General features: G+C 55.4%; 16 protein-coding genes. 9 read left to right on the top strand and 7 right to left on the bottom strand.

Annotated elements, in window-relative coordinates:
* Both ACG98I_RS11065 and ACG98I_RS11060 read right to left on the bottom strand, forming a co-directional pair.
* The gene (locus tag ACG98I_RS11065; protein ID WP_394720695.1) at positions 1-2,355 is read right to left on the bottom strand and encodes an ATP-dependent RNA helicase; all 2,355 of its coding nucleotides are present in this window, start codon (positions 2,353-2,355) and stop codon (positions 1-3) included.
* Positions 2,333-2,971 carry a sugar O-acetyltransferase gene (locus ACG98I_RS11060; RefSeq protein ID WP_394720694.1) on the bottom strand — a complete coding sequence of 213 codons (639 nt, stop codon included), beginning with the start codon at positions 2,969-2,971 and terminating at the stop codon, positions 2,333-2,335. Before ACG98I_RS11060 ends, ACG98I_RS11065 begins: the two co-directional genes overlap by 23 nt.
* A gap of 42 nt (positions 2,972-3,013) precedes the next feature.
* Between ACG98I_RS11060 and ACG98I_RS11055 the strand changes: the two genes are divergently transcribed.
* The 5 genes from ACG98I_RS11055 to ACG98I_RS11035 all read left to right on the top strand — a co-directional run bounded on the left by ACG98I_RS11055 (position 3,014) and on the right by ACG98I_RS11035 (position 6,116).
* Positions 3,014-3,694 carry an alpha-ketoglutarate-dependent dioxygenase AlkB family protein gene (locus tag ACG98I_RS11055; protein WP_394720693.1) on the top strand — a complete coding sequence of 227 codons (681 nt, stop codon included), beginning with the start codon at positions 3,014-3,016 and terminating at the stop codon, positions 3,692-3,694.
* A 291-nt stretch (positions 3,695-3,985) separates the two neighbouring features.
* A complete protein-coding gene (locus tag ACG98I_RS11050; RefSeq protein WP_394720692.1) occupies positions 3,986-4,705 on the top strand; it encodes an SDR family oxidoreductase in 720 nt (239 codons plus the stop codon).
* Positions 4,706-4,739: 34 nt separating this feature from the next.
* A complete protein-coding gene (locus tag ACG98I_RS11045; protein ID WP_394720691.1) occupies positions 4,740-5,423 on the top strand; it encodes a LysE family translocator in 684 nt (227 codons plus the stop codon).
* Between the two features lie 25 nt (positions 5,424-5,448).
* Positions 5,449-5,778 carry a YbjQ family protein gene (locus tag ACG98I_RS11040; protein ID WP_394720690.1) on the top strand — a complete coding sequence of 110 codons (330 nt, stop codon included), beginning with the start codon at positions 5,449-5,451 and terminating at the stop codon, positions 5,776-5,778.
* The gene (locus tag ACG98I_RS11035; protein ID WP_394720689.1) at positions 5,778-6,116 is read left to right on the top strand and encodes an MGMT family protein; all 339 of its coding nucleotides are present in this window, start codon (positions 5,778-5,780) and stop codon (positions 6,114-6,116) included. The genes ACG98I_RS11040 and ACG98I_RS11035 overlap by 1 nt, the downstream gene beginning before the upstream one ends.
* On the opposite strand, the gene ACG98I_RS11030 is transcribed toward ACG98I_RS11035, so the two are convergent.
* The gene (locus ACG98I_RS11030) at positions 6,113-6,574 is read right to left on the bottom strand and encodes a hypothetical protein (RefSeq protein ID WP_394720688.1); all 462 of its coding nucleotides are present in this window, start codon (positions 6,572-6,574) and stop codon (positions 6,113-6,115) included. The two genes, ACG98I_RS11035 and ACG98I_RS11030, sit on opposite strands and share 4 nt — an antisense overlap.
* A 171-nt stretch (positions 6,575-6,745) precedes the next feature.
* Here ACG98I_RS11030 and ACG98I_RS11025 point away from each other — a divergent pair, with 171 nt between their 5' ends.
* Together ACG98I_RS11025 and ACG98I_RS11020 are read left to right on the top strand one after the other, a co-directional pair.
* Positions 6,746-7,033 carry an RNA-binding S4 domain-containing protein gene (locus tag ACG98I_RS11025; protein WP_394720687.1) on the top strand — a complete coding sequence of 96 codons (288 nt, stop codon included), beginning with the start codon at positions 6,746-6,748 and terminating at the stop codon, positions 7,031-7,033.
* Positions 7,034-7,036: 3 nt separating this feature from the next.
* Positions 7,037-7,852 carry a VOC family protein gene (locus ACG98I_RS11020; protein ID WP_394720686.1) on the top strand — a complete coding sequence of 272 codons (816 nt, stop codon included), beginning with the start codon at positions 7,037-7,039 and terminating at the stop codon, positions 7,850-7,852.
* On the opposite strand, the gene ACG98I_RS11015 is transcribed toward ACG98I_RS11020, so the two are convergent.
* From ACG98I_RS11015 to ACG98I_RS11005, 3 genes are read right to left on the bottom strand one after another with little or no spacing between them, the layout of a single operon-like run.
* Positions 7,761-8,696, bottom strand: coding sequence for a PrsW family intramembrane metalloprotease (locus tag ACG98I_RS11015; protein ID WP_394720685.1), 936 nt, complete (start codon positions 8,694-8,696; stop codon positions 7,761-7,763). The genes ACG98I_RS11020 and ACG98I_RS11015 overlap by 92 nt on opposite strands.
* A complete protein-coding gene (locus tag ACG98I_RS11010; RefSeq protein ID WP_394720684.1) occupies positions 8,693-9,298 on the bottom strand; it encodes a hypothetical protein in 606 nt (201 codons plus the stop codon). Before ACG98I_RS11010 ends, ACG98I_RS11015 begins: the two co-directional genes overlap by 4 nt.
* A 27-nt stretch (positions 9,299-9,325) precedes the next feature.
* Complete coding sequence (locus tag ACG98I_RS11005; protein WP_394720683.1) at positions 9,326-10,861, bottom strand: Na+/H+ antiporter NhaC family protein; 1,536 nt, start codon at positions 10,859-10,861, stop codon at positions 9,326-9,328.
* A 247-nt stretch (positions 10,862-11,108) separates the two neighbouring features.
* On the opposite strand from ACG98I_RS11005, the gene ACG98I_RS11000 reads away from it, so the two are divergent.
* Positions 11,109-13,043, top strand: coding sequence for a M13 family metallopeptidase (locus tag ACG98I_RS11000; protein ID WP_394720731.1), 1,935 nt, complete (start codon positions 11,109-11,111; stop codon positions 13,041-13,043).
* Between the two features lie 132 nt (positions 13,044-13,175).
* Here the strand turns inward: ACG98I_RS11000 and ACG98I_RS10995 are convergent, their stop codons facing one another.
* Complete coding sequence (locus ACG98I_RS10995; protein ID WP_394720682.1) at positions 13,176-14,486, bottom strand: HNH endonuclease signature motif containing protein; 1,311 nt, start codon at positions 14,484-14,486, stop codon at positions 13,176-13,178.
* A gap of 472 nt (positions 14,487-14,958) precedes the next feature.
* Here ACG98I_RS10995 and ACG98I_RS10990 point away from each other — a divergent pair, with 472 nt between their 5' ends.
* Positions 14,959-15,864, top strand: a complete 906-nt coding sequence (locus ACG98I_RS10990; protein ID WP_394720681.1) for an alpha/beta hydrolase — start codon at positions 14,959-14,961, stop codon at positions 15,862-15,864.
* The last annotated feature ends 162 nt before the right edge of the window (positions 15,865-16,026 follow it).

The following is a 16,026-nucleotide window of genomic DNA, read 5'->3' as shown; positions in this document are numbered from 1 at the left end:
TCACATACGGTTTTTAGTTCGAGAAGTTGCCTGCGCGGTCCAGGGATCTTCGGGCCAGGGGTGCTTGGGGTAGCGGCCGCGCATGTCGGCGCGGACGCCGGTGTAGGGGCCGGACCAGAAACTCTTCAGGTCATCGGTCACCGCGAGTGGGCGCCCGGCGGGGGAGAGCAGGTGGAATTGCACGCGCACGCCGGCACATTCGGGGGACTCGGCGAGGCCGAAGCATTCTTGGAGTTTGACCTGAACCACGGGGCGGCCCGAGGAGTAGTCAATGCGTGGATGCGAACCGGATGGAACAGACAGCCTTGCCGGGGCAAGCTCATCCATCGAATTGGCTTCGGGCCAGGGCATAAGACGCTGCAGGGCCTGGTGCATATCGATACCCTTGGGTGAAGCGCCATGCGCCATGGTTTCCAGTTCAGGACCCAACCAGTATTCGGGATCAGCGGATTCCACATTTGGCCATGGATTGCCCAACTGTTCATGCAGGAAATTCATGCGGTCACGCAAAGATTGAGCCTTCTCCGAGAAAGTGAAGAGGGCAAGGCCTTCGGTGCGGATGCCATCGGCAAGCGCGGCGGCAGCCTTATCCGGTGGAACCTTAACCGGGGTGCTGGACAGCTCAATGGAACCTGCGCGCTTAATCGCCCGGCCCTGCAGCTTGCCACCGGTGAACGTCGCGGTGATGGTCTCATCCACCCCGATGATGCCCAAGGCATCGCGTTCCGAAATAGTAGCTGCGGCGCGGATGACCGAACCGGCTTTGCCTGCACCGGATTTGGCCACGCTGACATCAGCGATAGCCAGCCACTTACTCGCATGTATCGATGTGCCTGGCGGTAACCACGCGCGCGTGCCGGAAGCAAGCAGATATTCAGAATCAGTGACTTTTTTGGCGATACGCTGTGGAAATGCTAACCCAGTAATGATGCCGGGGTCAGTGATGCCGCTGCCTGCGGAGACCAGCTTCTCAAGCCGCTTGACCTCGCGTTGAGGCGGCTTCACCATGGCAATATTGCCTGATGGCGAATCTGATAACACCGCGATAGTCGGTGCCGCCTGCGGACCGCATTCAATCAGCGCGCGGCCCAGACGCGGATGCAACGGCAGCTTAGATAGCTTGGTGCCCAATGCGGTGATGGTGCCATTCTGTACCGCGCCGATATCTACCAGCGCATCTTGAGCTTGTGCCCACGCATTGTGCGGCGGTTTATCCGGCAAAGGGAAGTCCGCGCCGCCACCCCACGCGGCAATCATCAATGCGGATTCGGTGAGATCGGACGTGGCGATCTCTGGGGTGATGTGCGCGGCGGCGTGCTGGTAATCGGACTGCGTATAAGCGCGGATGACGGTGCCGGGGCCTTCGCGTCCAGCACGACCGGCGCGCTGGTCCACGGTGGACTGCGCGGCAGAAACGGTAACCAGACCGGTCATACCACGGGCGGTATCCCGGCGGGGGACACGGGAGAGACCAGAGTCCACCACGGCACGCACTCCCGGAACAGTCAGCGATGATTCCGCAATCGAGGTGGACACGATGATGCGCGGGGAATCAGTAGGAGTAAGAGCCCGGTCTTGCTCGGCGCTGGTCAGACGGCCGTGCAGTGGTAGCGCGCCGGGAATCTGCGCACAGACCTGTTCTACTTCACGCACGCCAGGAACGAATACGAGGACCGAATGCCCGATGCTATCGCGTGCTTGTTGTGCTTGGTGAGCCAGATGCGTGAGGAACTCCCGTGTGCAACCGGCTCGCCCGGGGTGCGGATGATATTGCGTATCCAGGGGATAGGTTACCGCTGGGGTATCGAGCACCTTGGCATTCATCAGCTGCGCGAATCGTTGCGCGTCCAAGGTTGCGGACATGGCGACGAGGGAAAGATCCTCTCGCAGTTCAGCCAGCTCCAGCAGCATGGCCAGCACCAGGTCAGTATCTAATTGGCGCTCGTGCACTTCATCGATGGCAACCGCTCCGACGCCAGGTAGTTCCGGATCATTGAGCAGCCTGCGCAGCAGCACGCCGGGAGTCATAAATTCCACGTGCCTGCCCGGGTGGTGCTCACCGCGAATACTAAACCCCACTTTGTCACCAATGCGGCTGCCGTCGAGCTGCGCTAACCTGCGTGCAGCCGCACGTACCGCCACGCGCCGGGGTGCGGTGACCAGGATTTTCCCATTGCTATAATTCGCCAGGGCTGGCGGGACCAGCGTGGTTTTACCGGTGCCAGGCGGGGCTTGCACAACCAGGCGGCCAGTCTGCGAAAGTAACCCGGGGAGCCGGTCAATGTCACCTGCTACAGGAAGCCCCTGGCCAATGGTGGGAAGGTGGAAGATATTACTCAATGCTGTGCACACCATCTACTGGGCCATCGAGCTGCTCCCGCTCAAGCGGCTGTGTGTCATCGAGTGTTCGCACGACCTTGCCAGGGGAGCCGAGCACCAGAGAATTGTCGGGGATATCACGGGTGACCATGGTGCCCGCGCCCAGCACGCAGTTCTTGCCAACGGTGACACCAGGCAGCACGGTGACATTTGCGCCTAACCAGGTGTTATCACCAATCGTGATGGGCTTAGCTTGTTCCCAGCCGCCGCGGCGCATCTGGTGATCCGCAACCGGGTGACCGACGGTAATCAGCGAACAATTCGGTCCAATCATGACATCATCACCAAGAGTGACCGGTGCCTGCGCCAAGATGGTGGCGTTGAAATTGATGAAAACCCGGTCACCACAACGCAGATTGGTGCCGAATTCAATGTTGATCGGCGCGTGAATCATGGTGGAGCCGGACTCCGGGTGAATCATCTCCGCGACAATTTCCCAGGCCTTGTCCATATCCGTATTGCCTAAGTCATTGAGCTGCTTGGCCAACTCAAAACCACGCGCGTGCGCCGCAGCAGTACCCGGGCGTCCCGGGATATGCCACTGGCCCGATGTCATGGCTTCCCACGTGCCGTATTTATCTAGATGACTCATAGATTCATTGTCTCAAAAAGCCGCGCGACTAGGATAAGAGCCATGTTGTTTCATGGCATCGAGCGCGATCCGGCAAAGATTAAACCCGGGGTGGCACATGTTCCAGGTTGGTTGGATAGCCAGACACAGCAGGGTTTGGTGCAACAGCTTCGCGATGAAGCCCGGTACATGGCCGGCACGCCGATGGCCATGGCGAAGCCAGTGTTGAGATCCGGCGGGCAGATGAGCGTGTTCATGCTGCACCTGGGTCATTTCTGGGATCATCAAACGAGCCGCTACGTTGACCGAATGGGTTCGACAAATGTCCGCCCGGTGCCGCAGAACCTCTTAGATATTGCCCGCAGTGGATTGCGTTCTGCCGCCGATGTCGCCGAAGAGCTTGAACCTTGGGTAGATAATTTCCAACCCGATATGGCGTTGATTAATTTCTATCCACCCGGTGCCACCATGGGCATGCACCAGGATGCTTATGAAACCACGCTCGCACCGATTGTGTCGTTGTCTATAGGTGATGAAGCGGTTTTCCGCATCGGCAGCACTGAGCACCGCAATAAGCCCTGGGATGACATTGCCTTATTATCCGGCGACCTCGTTGTGTTCGGTGGCCCCAACCGGCAAGCCTTCCACGGCGTTCCCGAAACGTGCCCCGGCACCCTGGATGAATCTTGCGGCCTCAAAGAAGGCCGCATCAACATCACGTTCCGGCAGGTATACCCGCACTAAAATGCGTGCTATTTCTCGGTGGAGTTGACGCGAACACTTTTTATTCCTATGTTTGAGCTAGAGAAAGCAAGGACAAGGTCCCTTGTTATGAGTTGAAGAGGTCTACACGACAATCTGCGCGTGTAGGCCTCTTCTTTTGCTATTTCGGGGCTAAGGAAATTTTCTTTGGGCTGAGGTACGCAGTTCACGGAAAAGTGTTGGATCCCTAGGGGTCCCTTGTGCTTCCTAGAGTTGTGAATGAAAAGCGCCGTGACGCTGTGGCGGGTGTCTCAAAAGCCTATTGTGGGATTCATGAGTATTCCAGAGAACCAAAAAGTTGCAGTAGTTACCGGAGCATCGTCAGGCATTGGCGCGGCAAGTGCACGTTTGCTTGCCGATGATGGCTGGCACGTCGTTGTCGCCGCCCGCCGCAAGGACAAGCTTGATGCGCTGGCAGAAGAAATCGGTGGCACTGCCATCGAATTGGACGTGACCAAGCAGGAATCTGTCGACGCATTCGCCGAGCAGTTGCCACGCGTTGACCTGCTGGTCAATAACGCTGGCGGTGCCAAGGGGCTGGAACCATTGGTGGAGACCTCCATTGATGACTGGACCTGGATGTATGAAACCAATGTCCTGGGCACCGTGCGTTTGATTCAGGCATTGATTAAGAAGATTGAAGCAGCACCAGATAACTCCGGTCTGATTGTTAATGTTGGCTCGGTCGCGGGCTGGAACGTCTATGAAGGCGGTTCTGGTTATAACGCCGCAAAGCATGGCGTACGTGTCATTTCGCGTGCGCTGCGTTTGGAAAACCACAACATTCGAACCACCGAAATCATCCCAGGCCGTGTGGCCACGGACTTCTCCTTGGTTCGCTTCGAAGGTGATAAGGAACGCGCGAAGGCGGTCTACGATGGCCAACTGAACCTGACTGCCGAAGATGTTGCCGAGTCCATCCGCTGGGTCTCAGCACAGCCAGCACACGTCAACATCGACCGCCTGGAAATCAAACCACGTACGCAAAGCTAGTAGCCACAGGAAGCGGAGTTTAGAATGATTCTTCGTGACTTTTGCTTCCTTAATGACCCTCGTCGGCGTGTGGATAGCGCTCTGTATCGCGCCTGGTCCTGACGTTGTTCAGGTCATGCGCGTGGCATCGCGTTCCACGCGCGCCGGGCTGTGGTGCACCTCTGGTATTAATGCTGGCATCGCCGTGTGGCTCACCGCATCCCTGGCTGGCATGTCCGCGCTGATTGCCGCGCATCCCAGCCTGTTGGGCATCCTGCAATTAGCCGGCGGGTTATTTCTGACCTGGATGGGTATTCAATCTGTGCGTTCCGGGTTCAATGCGCGCCGGCAACCCGCGCACGTCGTGGCCACCGAGGACTCAGAGCCCAAAGCCGAACCACCGGCATCACATAAAGAATCAAAGTTGCCGGAACTCACGGCGTCCCGTTCCTTCCGTTTTGGGCTATACACCAACCTTTCTAACCCGAAGGCCGTGGTGTTCTTCGGTGCTGTCTTCGCGCAATTTATTCGCCCTGAGATGTCCAACGCGTGGACTTTCGGCATCGGCATCTTGTTGCTGGTGCTGTCCGCGGCGTGGTTTAGCATCGTCACGCTAATTGTTCGGTCCTTCTCCACCTGGCTGGCAAAATACTCACCGTGGATTGATATCGCGGCTGGTGTCATCTTTATTTTGCTGGGAATCGTTATGGTCTATGAAGGAATTATCCAGTTGTTCTAGTCTTTAAGCTTGTAGGATAGGCACCATGATTTTCACAACCACGCACTCCGTTGAGGGCCGCGAGATTGAGACCTATATCCGTATCATCGCGGGTGAAACAGTCACTGGTATTAACTTCCTCAAAGACATCGGCGCATCTTTCCGCTCTTTTACCGGTGGCCGCTCCGCTGGCTATGAAGAAGAAGCCGTCCGTGCGCGTGAATCCGCATTGAATGAATTGTGGAACCGCGGCCAGGAAGTCGGCGCTGATGCCGTGGTTGGCATCTCTTTTGATTATTCTCCAATGGGCGCGTCCAATGACATGCTGATGGTGACTGCAATGGGCACCGCGGTCAAGCTCAAGCCCCAGCAGTAATGACAGATTCCACTAATGCGCCTGAGCTATCTGATGTAGCCAGGCGCGTTTTACATATAGCCGGGCTCATCCCGCCGGGTAACGTATCCACGTATGGGGAAGTAGGCAAGGCTGCCGATGCCACCGCACGCCAAGTTGGCGCTATCATGCGTCAGTGGGGTTCGCAGGTCAGTTGGTGGCGGGTCATTAAATCCGATGGCACCTCGCATGATTTCGATCGCGCGAAAAGCCACTGGGAAGAAGAAGGCATCCAACTACGCGGCAAGAAAGTCCGCATGGATATATGCGGACTAGACCACCGGGACCTGCTTAACTTGGATAAAGAACAAGAAACCTAAAGCCTTCCATCCATCGCGCGCCTGATTGCGGTAACGACCTTCTCGGGTTCTTTGGCAGAAGCGAGCATTGATTCGCCGTAGCCTTTCTTATCCACATAATCGATTTGCACCGTCGGCCCGCCAGCGATGTAGCAATGTTCCATTCCGCGGTATTCGCGTGTTCCAACGCCGGCGGCTAGGCCCGTGGTTGGGCCTTGATTGGCAGCGAGGACATCGTCCATTGGAATTCGCAGCTTATTCAGCCCGCGCAGCGCCGAAATCACCACCTCATTGGGGCTGACTTCAATGGTGACGCGGAATAAGAACCCGAAAGCGCCAAAGATTGCGGCGAAAGCGATAAACGCTATTGGCAGGAAAATAATGCCCTCATCAGCCAGCCCTACGACGCTGAACATAAACAATAAGAAGAGACCCGTCGCGCCGAAAATAGCGGTAAATGCAGCGAAGATAAAGAGCATTAGCCCATTGGTCCGGCGATGAAACGTGATGTTTCTATCTCGATGAATTGGTGAAGAAGCATGCATGATGGAATTACCATTTCTGCGATGTGGTCGTGTGCGTAGTGCCCACGATAATCGAGTTTGCGCCCGAAGCTGTGAATATGTCAGTCAGCTGTAAACTAGGTGCCTATGAGTGACATCGAAGTACCGATTTCGGGTGAGTCCATCAAGCTGGGCCAATTTGTTAAGTTGGCCAGCCTCGTTGCCACAGGTGGGGAGGCCAAAGCAGCGATTGCTGAAGGTGCTGTCACCGTCAATGGTGAAGTAGATACCCGCCGCGGCGCGACACTTCATCCTGGCGACCGGGTGTGTGTCGGAACCGCCTGCGCTGTGGTTAGTGAAGACGATGATGATGACTACTTCGATGAAGCTACCGCCGATGATGATTTTGATCCTGAAAAGTGGAGGAACCTCTAAACCATGCCCGCATTTATGTCTGAAGTAGGCATGCCCTACTGGATTGATCTCACCACCTCTGATGCCGAGAAGTCCGCGGAGTTCTACCGCAAGGTCTTGGACTGGGAAGTTACCGCGGAGACAGATGAGTACCGCATTGGTCGTATGCAGGGCCTTCCCATCGGCGGTTTTATTCCACAGCCAGCGGACTCCACCATGCCGGATACCTGGGTGACTTACTTCCGCGCAGGCAACTTGGAGAAGGAATGCCAGCGTGCGGAAGAACTCGGCGGCAAGGTCTTGTCAGGCCCGCAGCAGGTTGAATTAGGTCAGATGGCATTGCTTACCGATGCCGCCGGTGCCCTCTTCGGCCTCATCGAACCAGCGAACACCGAGCAATTCGTCGCAGCTGGCGAACCAGGCCTGCCCGTGTGGCATGAGCTGACCGCCACCAAGGGCTTTACCGAATCACTGGATTTCTATGGCGAGCTATTTAACTGGGAAATTCATAAGGCTGGGGAAGAGTACGCCACAGCTGAAGAAGAAGGTGCAGCTTTTGCTGGTATCTGGAATGCGAAGGATAAGTTCCCACCACAGGTGGGTGGTTTCTGGCAGACCTACCTGGGCGTGCGCAACATGGATGAGGCCATCAAGGCTGCCGTGGAATGCGGCGGCGAGGTCATCCGCGAGCCATGGCTATCCACCTTTGGCCTGATGGCCCTGGTCGCAGATTCCACTGGCGCGACCATTACTTTGACTGAGGTTGAGGATGCTCCTGAGCAGGACCCAACGGAAGGCGATGACCTACTGGGACTGGACGTGGAGTTTCCTCAGCAGTAGGTAATGGCCTGGGGATATAGCTTTGCCCCAGGTCCGCCTTGTATAAGGCGTTGCTGCGCAGGCAGATGCGTGCAAAGACGTAGTACATCACGATCATGATGATGATGATTTTGATGACCATTGGGGTGTTATCCACCAGGTCGTAGTTCCACGCCCAGTGAATGGCGAATGCCACCAACCACCACCCGAATGCGGTGCCTAAGCGCCACATGCGGGACTTGTGGGCAGCAAAGAGCGCCCAGCCAATACCCCAACCAGCGATCGCCGTGCACATCACGTGCAGGCCGGGACCTGCGAGAACACGCAAGCCCCAGGTTTCCCAGAACCCCGCCCAATCGGAGTCTTGGTGCATCTGCGCGCCGACTGCGCCGTAGAGGACATTTTCAATGACCTCGAATCCCAACCCGATCATGCCGCCCACGATCATCGCGTGCCATGGACGCGAGAGCTGCGTAAACGCCAAACAGATAACGAGCACGCCCAGTGCCTTAACGATTTCTTCTGGGTAGGCGCCACCCCACGACGCAACGGATGCGCGCGACTCCGTATAGGCGAAAATCTCCATGAGCGGGAGACCCATAGGAAGCGTCATGATGACGGAGACGCCGCCACCCCACAGCAGAGCGGCATAGAGCCAGGTTCGAGACTCGCCAGCACGTTTGCGTGGCCAAAATGGCAAGCGCGAGAAAAGATAAATGAAGATGGCGAAATATACAGCGGATAACAATGTGCCCAATAAGCCCAGGCCGAATGAGGTAACCAGGGCAGAGATATACATTCCGAGTGCACCAATAGTGCCAATCACCATGGAGATGATTGTCAGCACGTGAAATAGTCGACTCATGCCTGTGTCTCCTCCAAAGCTGCATAGACTGGCATACCGGGTTGTGGAATCTGCGACGGTGAGAAGTCCAAGGTTCCTTTCAAATCAATCGGCATTGGTTCATCAGAGATGGCATCCCACGTCTGTTGAGCAAGTGGGATGAGATCATCGGGATGGCCGTGTAGCAGGATCTGGAACTCCTCACTACCATTACGGAGGCTCATCGCAATCACGCTGTAATTTGGAAGCACCATCATCGAGGCGTCTCCAGCATCCATGATGACATCATGCTCGGCTGAAACCATGAGCCCTGATAGCACTGCACGGCGCAAGGAATTATCGGAATCTTCTACGTCTTTCACCGAATTCATCTGCACCGAAACATCACCGCACAGATGCGCTTGTGGCATCGTGCCGTCTGGATCCCACTCACACTCCACGCCGTTAACAGGTACTGCCCAATCGGAATGAAGAGACTGAAATGTCAAAGGCTCTGTCGCTTTAGGGCCTTGGGACAGAACCGATAAAACCACCGAAGGCGCTGCGGTAGCGATGACTAGCGCAGCGCACAACATGAGGAAGTATTTACCTGATCGTGCCGGTTGGAGTCGGTAAGTTGGCATGGATACCAGAGTACAACTCCACGGATTCTAGACTTCGGCAGCTGCCTCAGCGACCGTTCTCTTATTCAGCGATTTGAGCAGGACGGTCACGAGGATCAGCGCAACCAGCATGCTGAAGAAACCAATAATTGCGGAGGACGTAACGGCCAACAGGAGATAACCCGCCAACGCAGCAATCGCGCCCACCAGCGCATAAGGCAGCTGCGTATTGACGTGGGTGGCCACGGAACAGCCCGCACCGGTACTGGACAAAATCGTGGTATCCGAAATAGGGGAGGAGTGGTCACCCCATACCGCACCGGCTAGGGCCGCGCCGAATGCCGGAATGAGTAGGGTTCCATCAGGTGCTGCAGAGTTCATGATTTCACCCGCCAGCGGCAAGAGAATACCGAAAGAACCCCAGGAGGTACCGGTAGCAAAAGCCATGGCAGCGGCAACGAGGAAGAGCAGAGGAATCAGCCACAATGGGGACACATTGAAACTGGTGACCATGCCCGCGAGGTACTCACCGGTACCGAGCTGGCCAATCAATGAACCCAGCATCCACGCGAGCAGCAGGATATAAATCGCTGGCAGCATAGATTTTGCGCCATCTACTGAACCACGCGCAATGACGCCATTATCGAATTTAGGATTCTGCTTCGTGTACGCGAAGCAATAGGCAAGCGCGACGAACAGACTAGCAATTCCGCCGATATTCAATGTCAGTGCCACATCAGCATTCGCCATGGCATCCAGGATGGACCACGACTCCGCCGCCATCGCACCAGTGACATACATGCCGCCGATGACACCAATAACAAGAACTGCGAAAGGCACGATGAGCGCCTTGATGCTGCCCGACTCGTGCTTCGGCAGGTCATCGGTAAGCTGCCCTGGCGCGTCATCTCCCTCGGCCATAACGCCGTGGCCGAGCGCCGCACGCTGTTCTTCTTTGCGCATCGGACCGAAATCAATCTGCCACAACACAACAATCCACAGCAGGATAATTGCTGCAATCGCGTAGAAATTCATTGCGGCTGAGCGTAGGAAGACTTCCATTTCACTCATGGTTAGTGCGGATGCGGCGATGATTGGCGCCATGATGCCAATGATGGATGCTCCCCAACTAGAAATAGGAACTAGCACCACGGTCGGTGCGGAACTGGAATCAACCAGGTAGGCCAGCTTCGCGCGTGACACCTTCTGCTGATCGGAAATCGGGCGTGAAATCTGGCCCACGGCCAAAGCATTGAAATAGTCATCAATGAAAATGACCATGCCCAAAATGGCAGTGAGCACCTGCGAGTCGCGTCGATTCTTGACGCGCCTGCGCGCCCAATTGGAAAAGGCCGTGGTGCCACCCGCCATGAGGACAATCGCGGTGATGGCGCCTAGCTCCAGCAAGAAGGTCAAAATCAGGATGTTGTACCAATTGATGGCACCATCCACCCAGAACAATTCCAAGACGCTATTAAATAACAGCACGAGGGAATCAAGAGGGTGGAAATTTGTGATCAGCAAGATACTTAAGAGCACACCTGCGAAGAGTGAGATGAGCACCTTTCGGGTAGCGATCACCATGAAAATTGCTACTAAGGGCGGCAAAATGGTGAGCCAGGGTAGGTCAGCAACCATAAAATACTCCGATCCGATAAAGACTAATTAAATCAACATAATATATTTTCATGGGAAAGTCCCATCGAATGTTAAATCAGTAGTTTTGCTAGAGAAATAAATGATGGTTTGAGGAAGCTGAAATGCACCCTTAAAAATGCTGAATCTGTGCCCGCCGAGGAGGTTTTCGCCTAGTGTGGGCGGTATGGCGAAACTGAATGATTTGTACCAATTTGTTAATGGTCCTTGGTTAGAAACCCACGTTATCCCAGATGACCGCGGTGTGGATGGAACTTTCCATGGCCTGCGGGATGAAGCCGAAGTGTTGTCTCATGAGATCGTGAAAGAAGACACCGGCCGCGCGGGTACCTTATATAACTCCTATATGGATACTGACGGCATTAATGCCGCAGGCATGGCGCCCATCGATGTAGACTTGGACCGCCTTGCGGTCGGCAGCATGGAGGAATTCGCAACCGTGCTGGGTGAGCTGGAACGCCAAGGCGTGGGCTCGCCAGTAACTTTCTGGGTAGAGAAGGACTCTGGTTCCGAGGAATCAATTCCGTATATCATCCAGTCGGGCTTGGGCCTTCCTGATGAGGCCTACTACCGCGAGGAAGCCCACGCGGAGACCCTGGCGGCATACCAAACCCACGTGGAAGAGATGTTGGGCTTTTTGGATGAAGCACGCCTTTTCGGCTTGGGCGCCAAGGTTGCCGCTGAGCGCATCGTGAATCTGGAAAAGAAGATCGCTGCTGGTCACTGGGATGTTGTTGCTACCCGTGATGCGGTCAAGACCTATAACCCCACCGAGTTTGACCAGCTGCCTGGTGTTGTTCGCACCATCCTGACCGGTGGCGGCCTGCCTTCGCACCGCGTCGTTAACATGATGCCGTCATATCAAGAGCACCTAGAAGACCTGCTGACGGAGCCATTGCTTGCCGATTGGCAGCTGTGGGCCACCTGGGCCATCCTGCGCGCCCGCGCGGGTGTCTTGCCTGAGGAAGTCGGAAAGAAGAACTTTGAGTTCTATGGCACCAAGCTCACCGGTGCGACCCAGCAGCGTGACCGCTGGAAGCGTGCACTGGGTCTGGCTGAATCCATGGTCGGCCAGGAAATCGGCAAAATCTTCGTTGAACGTCACTTCCCGGCATCGTCCAAGGCAGAGATGGATGAACTGGTGGAATACCTGGTTCGTGCCTACCGCGAGCGCATCTCTGACCTGGCCTGGATGACCCCAGAAACCCGCGAGCGTGCGCTGGAGAAGCTGGGCAAGTTCAAGGCAAAGATTGGTTTCCCTGATACCTGGCGTGATTACTCTGGCCTGGAATTTTCTTCTGCCGGTGCTGATTTGGTGGAAAATGTCCGTCAGGGCAATGCCTGGCTGCACGATTATGAACTCAATAAGATTGGCAAGCCAACCGATCGTGATGAGTGGTTCTCCACTCCGCAGACCGTGAATGCTTTCTACAATCCAGTGGTCAATGACATCACTTTCCCAGCAGCTATCTTGCGTCCTCCTTTCTATAATCCAGAAGCAGATGCCGCTGAGAACTTCGGCGCCATTGGTGCAGTCATTGGCCACGAGATCGGCCACGGATTCGATGACCAAGGCTCGCAATATGATGGCGAAGGCAACCTGAATTCCTGGTGGTCGGATGCTGACCGCACCGCATTTGAGGAGCTGACCTCCAAGTTGGTCAAGCAATTCGATGGCGAAGTCCCATCGGTGCTTAAGGGCGCCGGCATTGAATCTACTGGTGTGAATGGTGAATTCACCCTGGGTGAGAACATCGGCGACTTGGGCGGCCTGGGCATTTCCGTGGTGGCCTACCGCATGTACTGCGAAGATAAGGGGCTGGAACTCAACGGCCAGAGAGCCAAGTTTGAGGTCGAAGATGGCTCCGAGGAACTCGCCGCCGGCGAATTCACTGGCCTGCAGCGCCTCTTCCTGGCGTGGGCACGCGTGTGGCGCACTGCCATCCGTCCGCAGATGGCAGCCCAGTATCTGGCTATTGACCCGCACTCACCAGCTGAGTTCCGCTGCAACCTCATCGCTGCAAATATCTCTGAGTTCTACGAAGCATTCGACGTCGCTGAAGACGGTCCAATGTTCGTTGAAGAGAAAGATCGCGTCACAATCTGGTAGTCCGCCACATTTCGCTTTTTCGCGGAATGTTAGGGAGATAAACCAACTTTCTGATTAGGTAGGCGATAGCACCGCCCTTGGAGTGGATTTCGCTTTTTCACTGAATGTTAGGAAGGTGAACCAACTACCCAACTAGAAGGGCGGAGCTTCGTTGCTGTCCGCTTCTTGATTGTTGGGCTGCCAAGAACGCTTCCAGTCGTGCGGTTGCTTGCATGCGTGGGCTGCTTTGCGTTTGAATTCTTCAACCTGGTCTTCGGGAAGTAAGTTGTGAAACTCGTCTGCCACTTGTTGGATACGGCGGGCGAGTTCTTCCTCTTCCGCTGCGGCTATCTTTTTATGGACCCGTACCCAGCCGTCAATGTCATCGGATGCAGTGAAGTCCAGACCCATGCGCCGAGCGGCTTCGACAAGCATGAATACATTCGGGCTCATCAGTAAGGGGAAAGGTTTGGAGAAGTCGCCTTCCTGGAGCCAGGCTTGGGCAAGTTTCACATCATCAACCCATAAATCATCCATGACGTCCTGGGTTTCTTGACGGCGACGGTCTTCCTCATCGCGTTCTTTGTACCAGTCCTCAATCTGTTCCGTTTGTTCATGCGCGCGTTCCTGCGAGTTCCGGCGACGCCCATCTACTTTTTGGCCAAAGTTCTGCAGCCACTTTTTGGATCCCTTGCCGATGGGGCCGTCTTCGGCGTCATCCGCGACCCACGTGCCGTTTTCAAATAGCCAGTAAGACACGTCGGAGATGGGGTCTACGATATACATCGCCCTTGTGTCCGTCTTGATGTTGTGGTGGTGCTGGCACAAGCAAAATAGATTCGATGCTGAGGTTGGTCCACCTTCATCAAAATTATGCCGGTGGTCCAGTTGGCAATTTTCAGCCGGTACTGAGCATCCTGGCCAGCGGCAAGTGCCATCACGGCCTTCCACGAACAAGCGGATTGCCTCGGTCGGACGGTAGGAATCGGTTACCGCGGTGGCGGCATCATCCATGTCGCTGACCTTCGCGCCCTCTTTAAGTCTTTCCACGGTTTCTGGCCCTACCCAGCCAACTCCTTGGAGGAACGCAGGTGCATTATCGATGTCCTTGGCTGTAAACATCGCCAGCGTGGTGGTGACAAGGCGGGCGGGGATGTCGCCGGTGAGGATTTTCAAGATGGCATCGGCACGCGAGATTCCATGCTCTTTGGCTGTAGCTTTGACGCATTCATTAGCTGCTTCAATCTCTTCATGTGGTGCTTCGATAGTCAGTGATGAAGAGTTATCAGATTCTTTAGTCTTGACCACTCGCCGTTTAGGGCGTGGATCTTTAACGCTGACGCGTTCGTCGTATTCGTGCACCATTTGCCGAACACGTTGGGCAATGTGGCTGGGGGAGGGAAGTAACTGATTTGATGACCGCGGAGTGAGGTAGCGGGTAATTTTGGTGTCAAGCTCAGTCATCACTATTGGGTCGGGGTTCGGGCCGAGCTTAGAAAGGGCGCCGTCTATCGCGATGATTCGTGGGAAATCTAAGTGCCAGTGTGTGGTAATTGCGTCATAAAGTTGGGGAAGTTCGGTGGTTAATCTTTGTAAGGCCAGGAGTGTTTTTATTACCTTGTCTGAGGATTCTCCAACGCTGTGGGCGTAATCCTCGCTGAGTAACTCATAATCTGCTTCCGAGTCGGGAATTAGTTTGAGCCAGGTCTCGTATTCCTGACTGCGGGCGGATGTATATAGCTGAGCTAATGGGTTAGTGGGGCTATTAACTGCATAGAAACAATTGTCCATGATGATGCCAATTCTCTCGAACTAATTTTCTAAATACAATCCTATTCTCGACATATTACCCCGTCCAGTCGAACATAGTAACGAATTAATAACTACCACTATGGTGAGCGTTGCGTCGATGACGGCTTCGCGTAGCCTTGGGAACATGACGGATAAGGCGAATGATGGCGAAAATCAGGAATGGCATATCGGCGGATATGACCACAAGATGAGCCAAGAAGATCAGTTGGAGCAGCTGTATTCCCATATAGAGGCGCATTTTCCTCTGCCGGATTTCACGCCGCCGTGGAAAGGCGGCGCAGGCGATCCCGTGCCTGCCGATAATTACAGTGCCAAGCTCACCGACCGCATCACGCAATCGGCGATGATGGTGCTTGGCACCGCAGTTGACCATGCGATGCCCGGCGTCGCTTTTACCGATGGCATCGATGTCAGCACTCCACGGCCAGGGTTGACGCAGTTCACTCCTGCCAATTCAGAGTCCGCATCCACGTGGATAATCACTTTTCACTCCGGCGGCTGGTGGCGCGGTTCGGGCGCGGCATTGGAAATGCAATGGCAGCCTGAGGTTGCGGCCGCGGCGAACCTCGCTGGGGTCACTGCGCTGGACGTTGACTACCCGCTCGCCCCAGCGCATGCCGTCATTGACATGGTTGCGGCTGGTCAGGAGGCGATAAATTTTGCCCATAGCCAAGGAGCGCAGCGCATTATCGTGTGGGGTTATTCATCGGGTGGCGCTTTGGGCACATTGCTTGCCGATGCCGCCGATGCACTGATTCTCACTTACCCCGACTTTGCGGCCTTGGACGGACTTCCGGAGGATCTCCGTGGTGAGGCTGTCATTCCTGCTAGCAACACCTGGCCCAAGACGTACCTTCAGATTGCGCTTCAAGATGAAGTTGTGGACAATTCCGTGACTCGAAGTATTGCTGACGGGGCGGGTGACGTTGTTGTCGCGGAGTATGTTTCCCGCCACCGCATCTCCACCCCAGAAGTTGCTCGCCAGCGGGTACGCGATATTGCGGACTTCATTAAGGGGCTCGACGCTTAGGGCGAGGTCGTCGAGGGGGTTATTATTCACGAAGAAAGATTCTCCTTTGGTGCGATTTCGGGTGGTGAAAGTGGGCAGCGGCGGTGGGGTGTGGACACCGCTGAATTAATTCACTACTCTCACTAGGTGTCGGATTTAAAAGACAGGTCAGTCTACTTAGAG

The organism is Corynebacterium sp. L4757 (assembly GCF_043673995.1).
Lineage (GTDB): Bacteria > Actinomycetota > Actinomycetes > Mycobacteriales > Mycobacteriaceae > Corynebacterium.
This window is presented reverse-complemented; position numbering and strand designations above follow the sequence as displayed.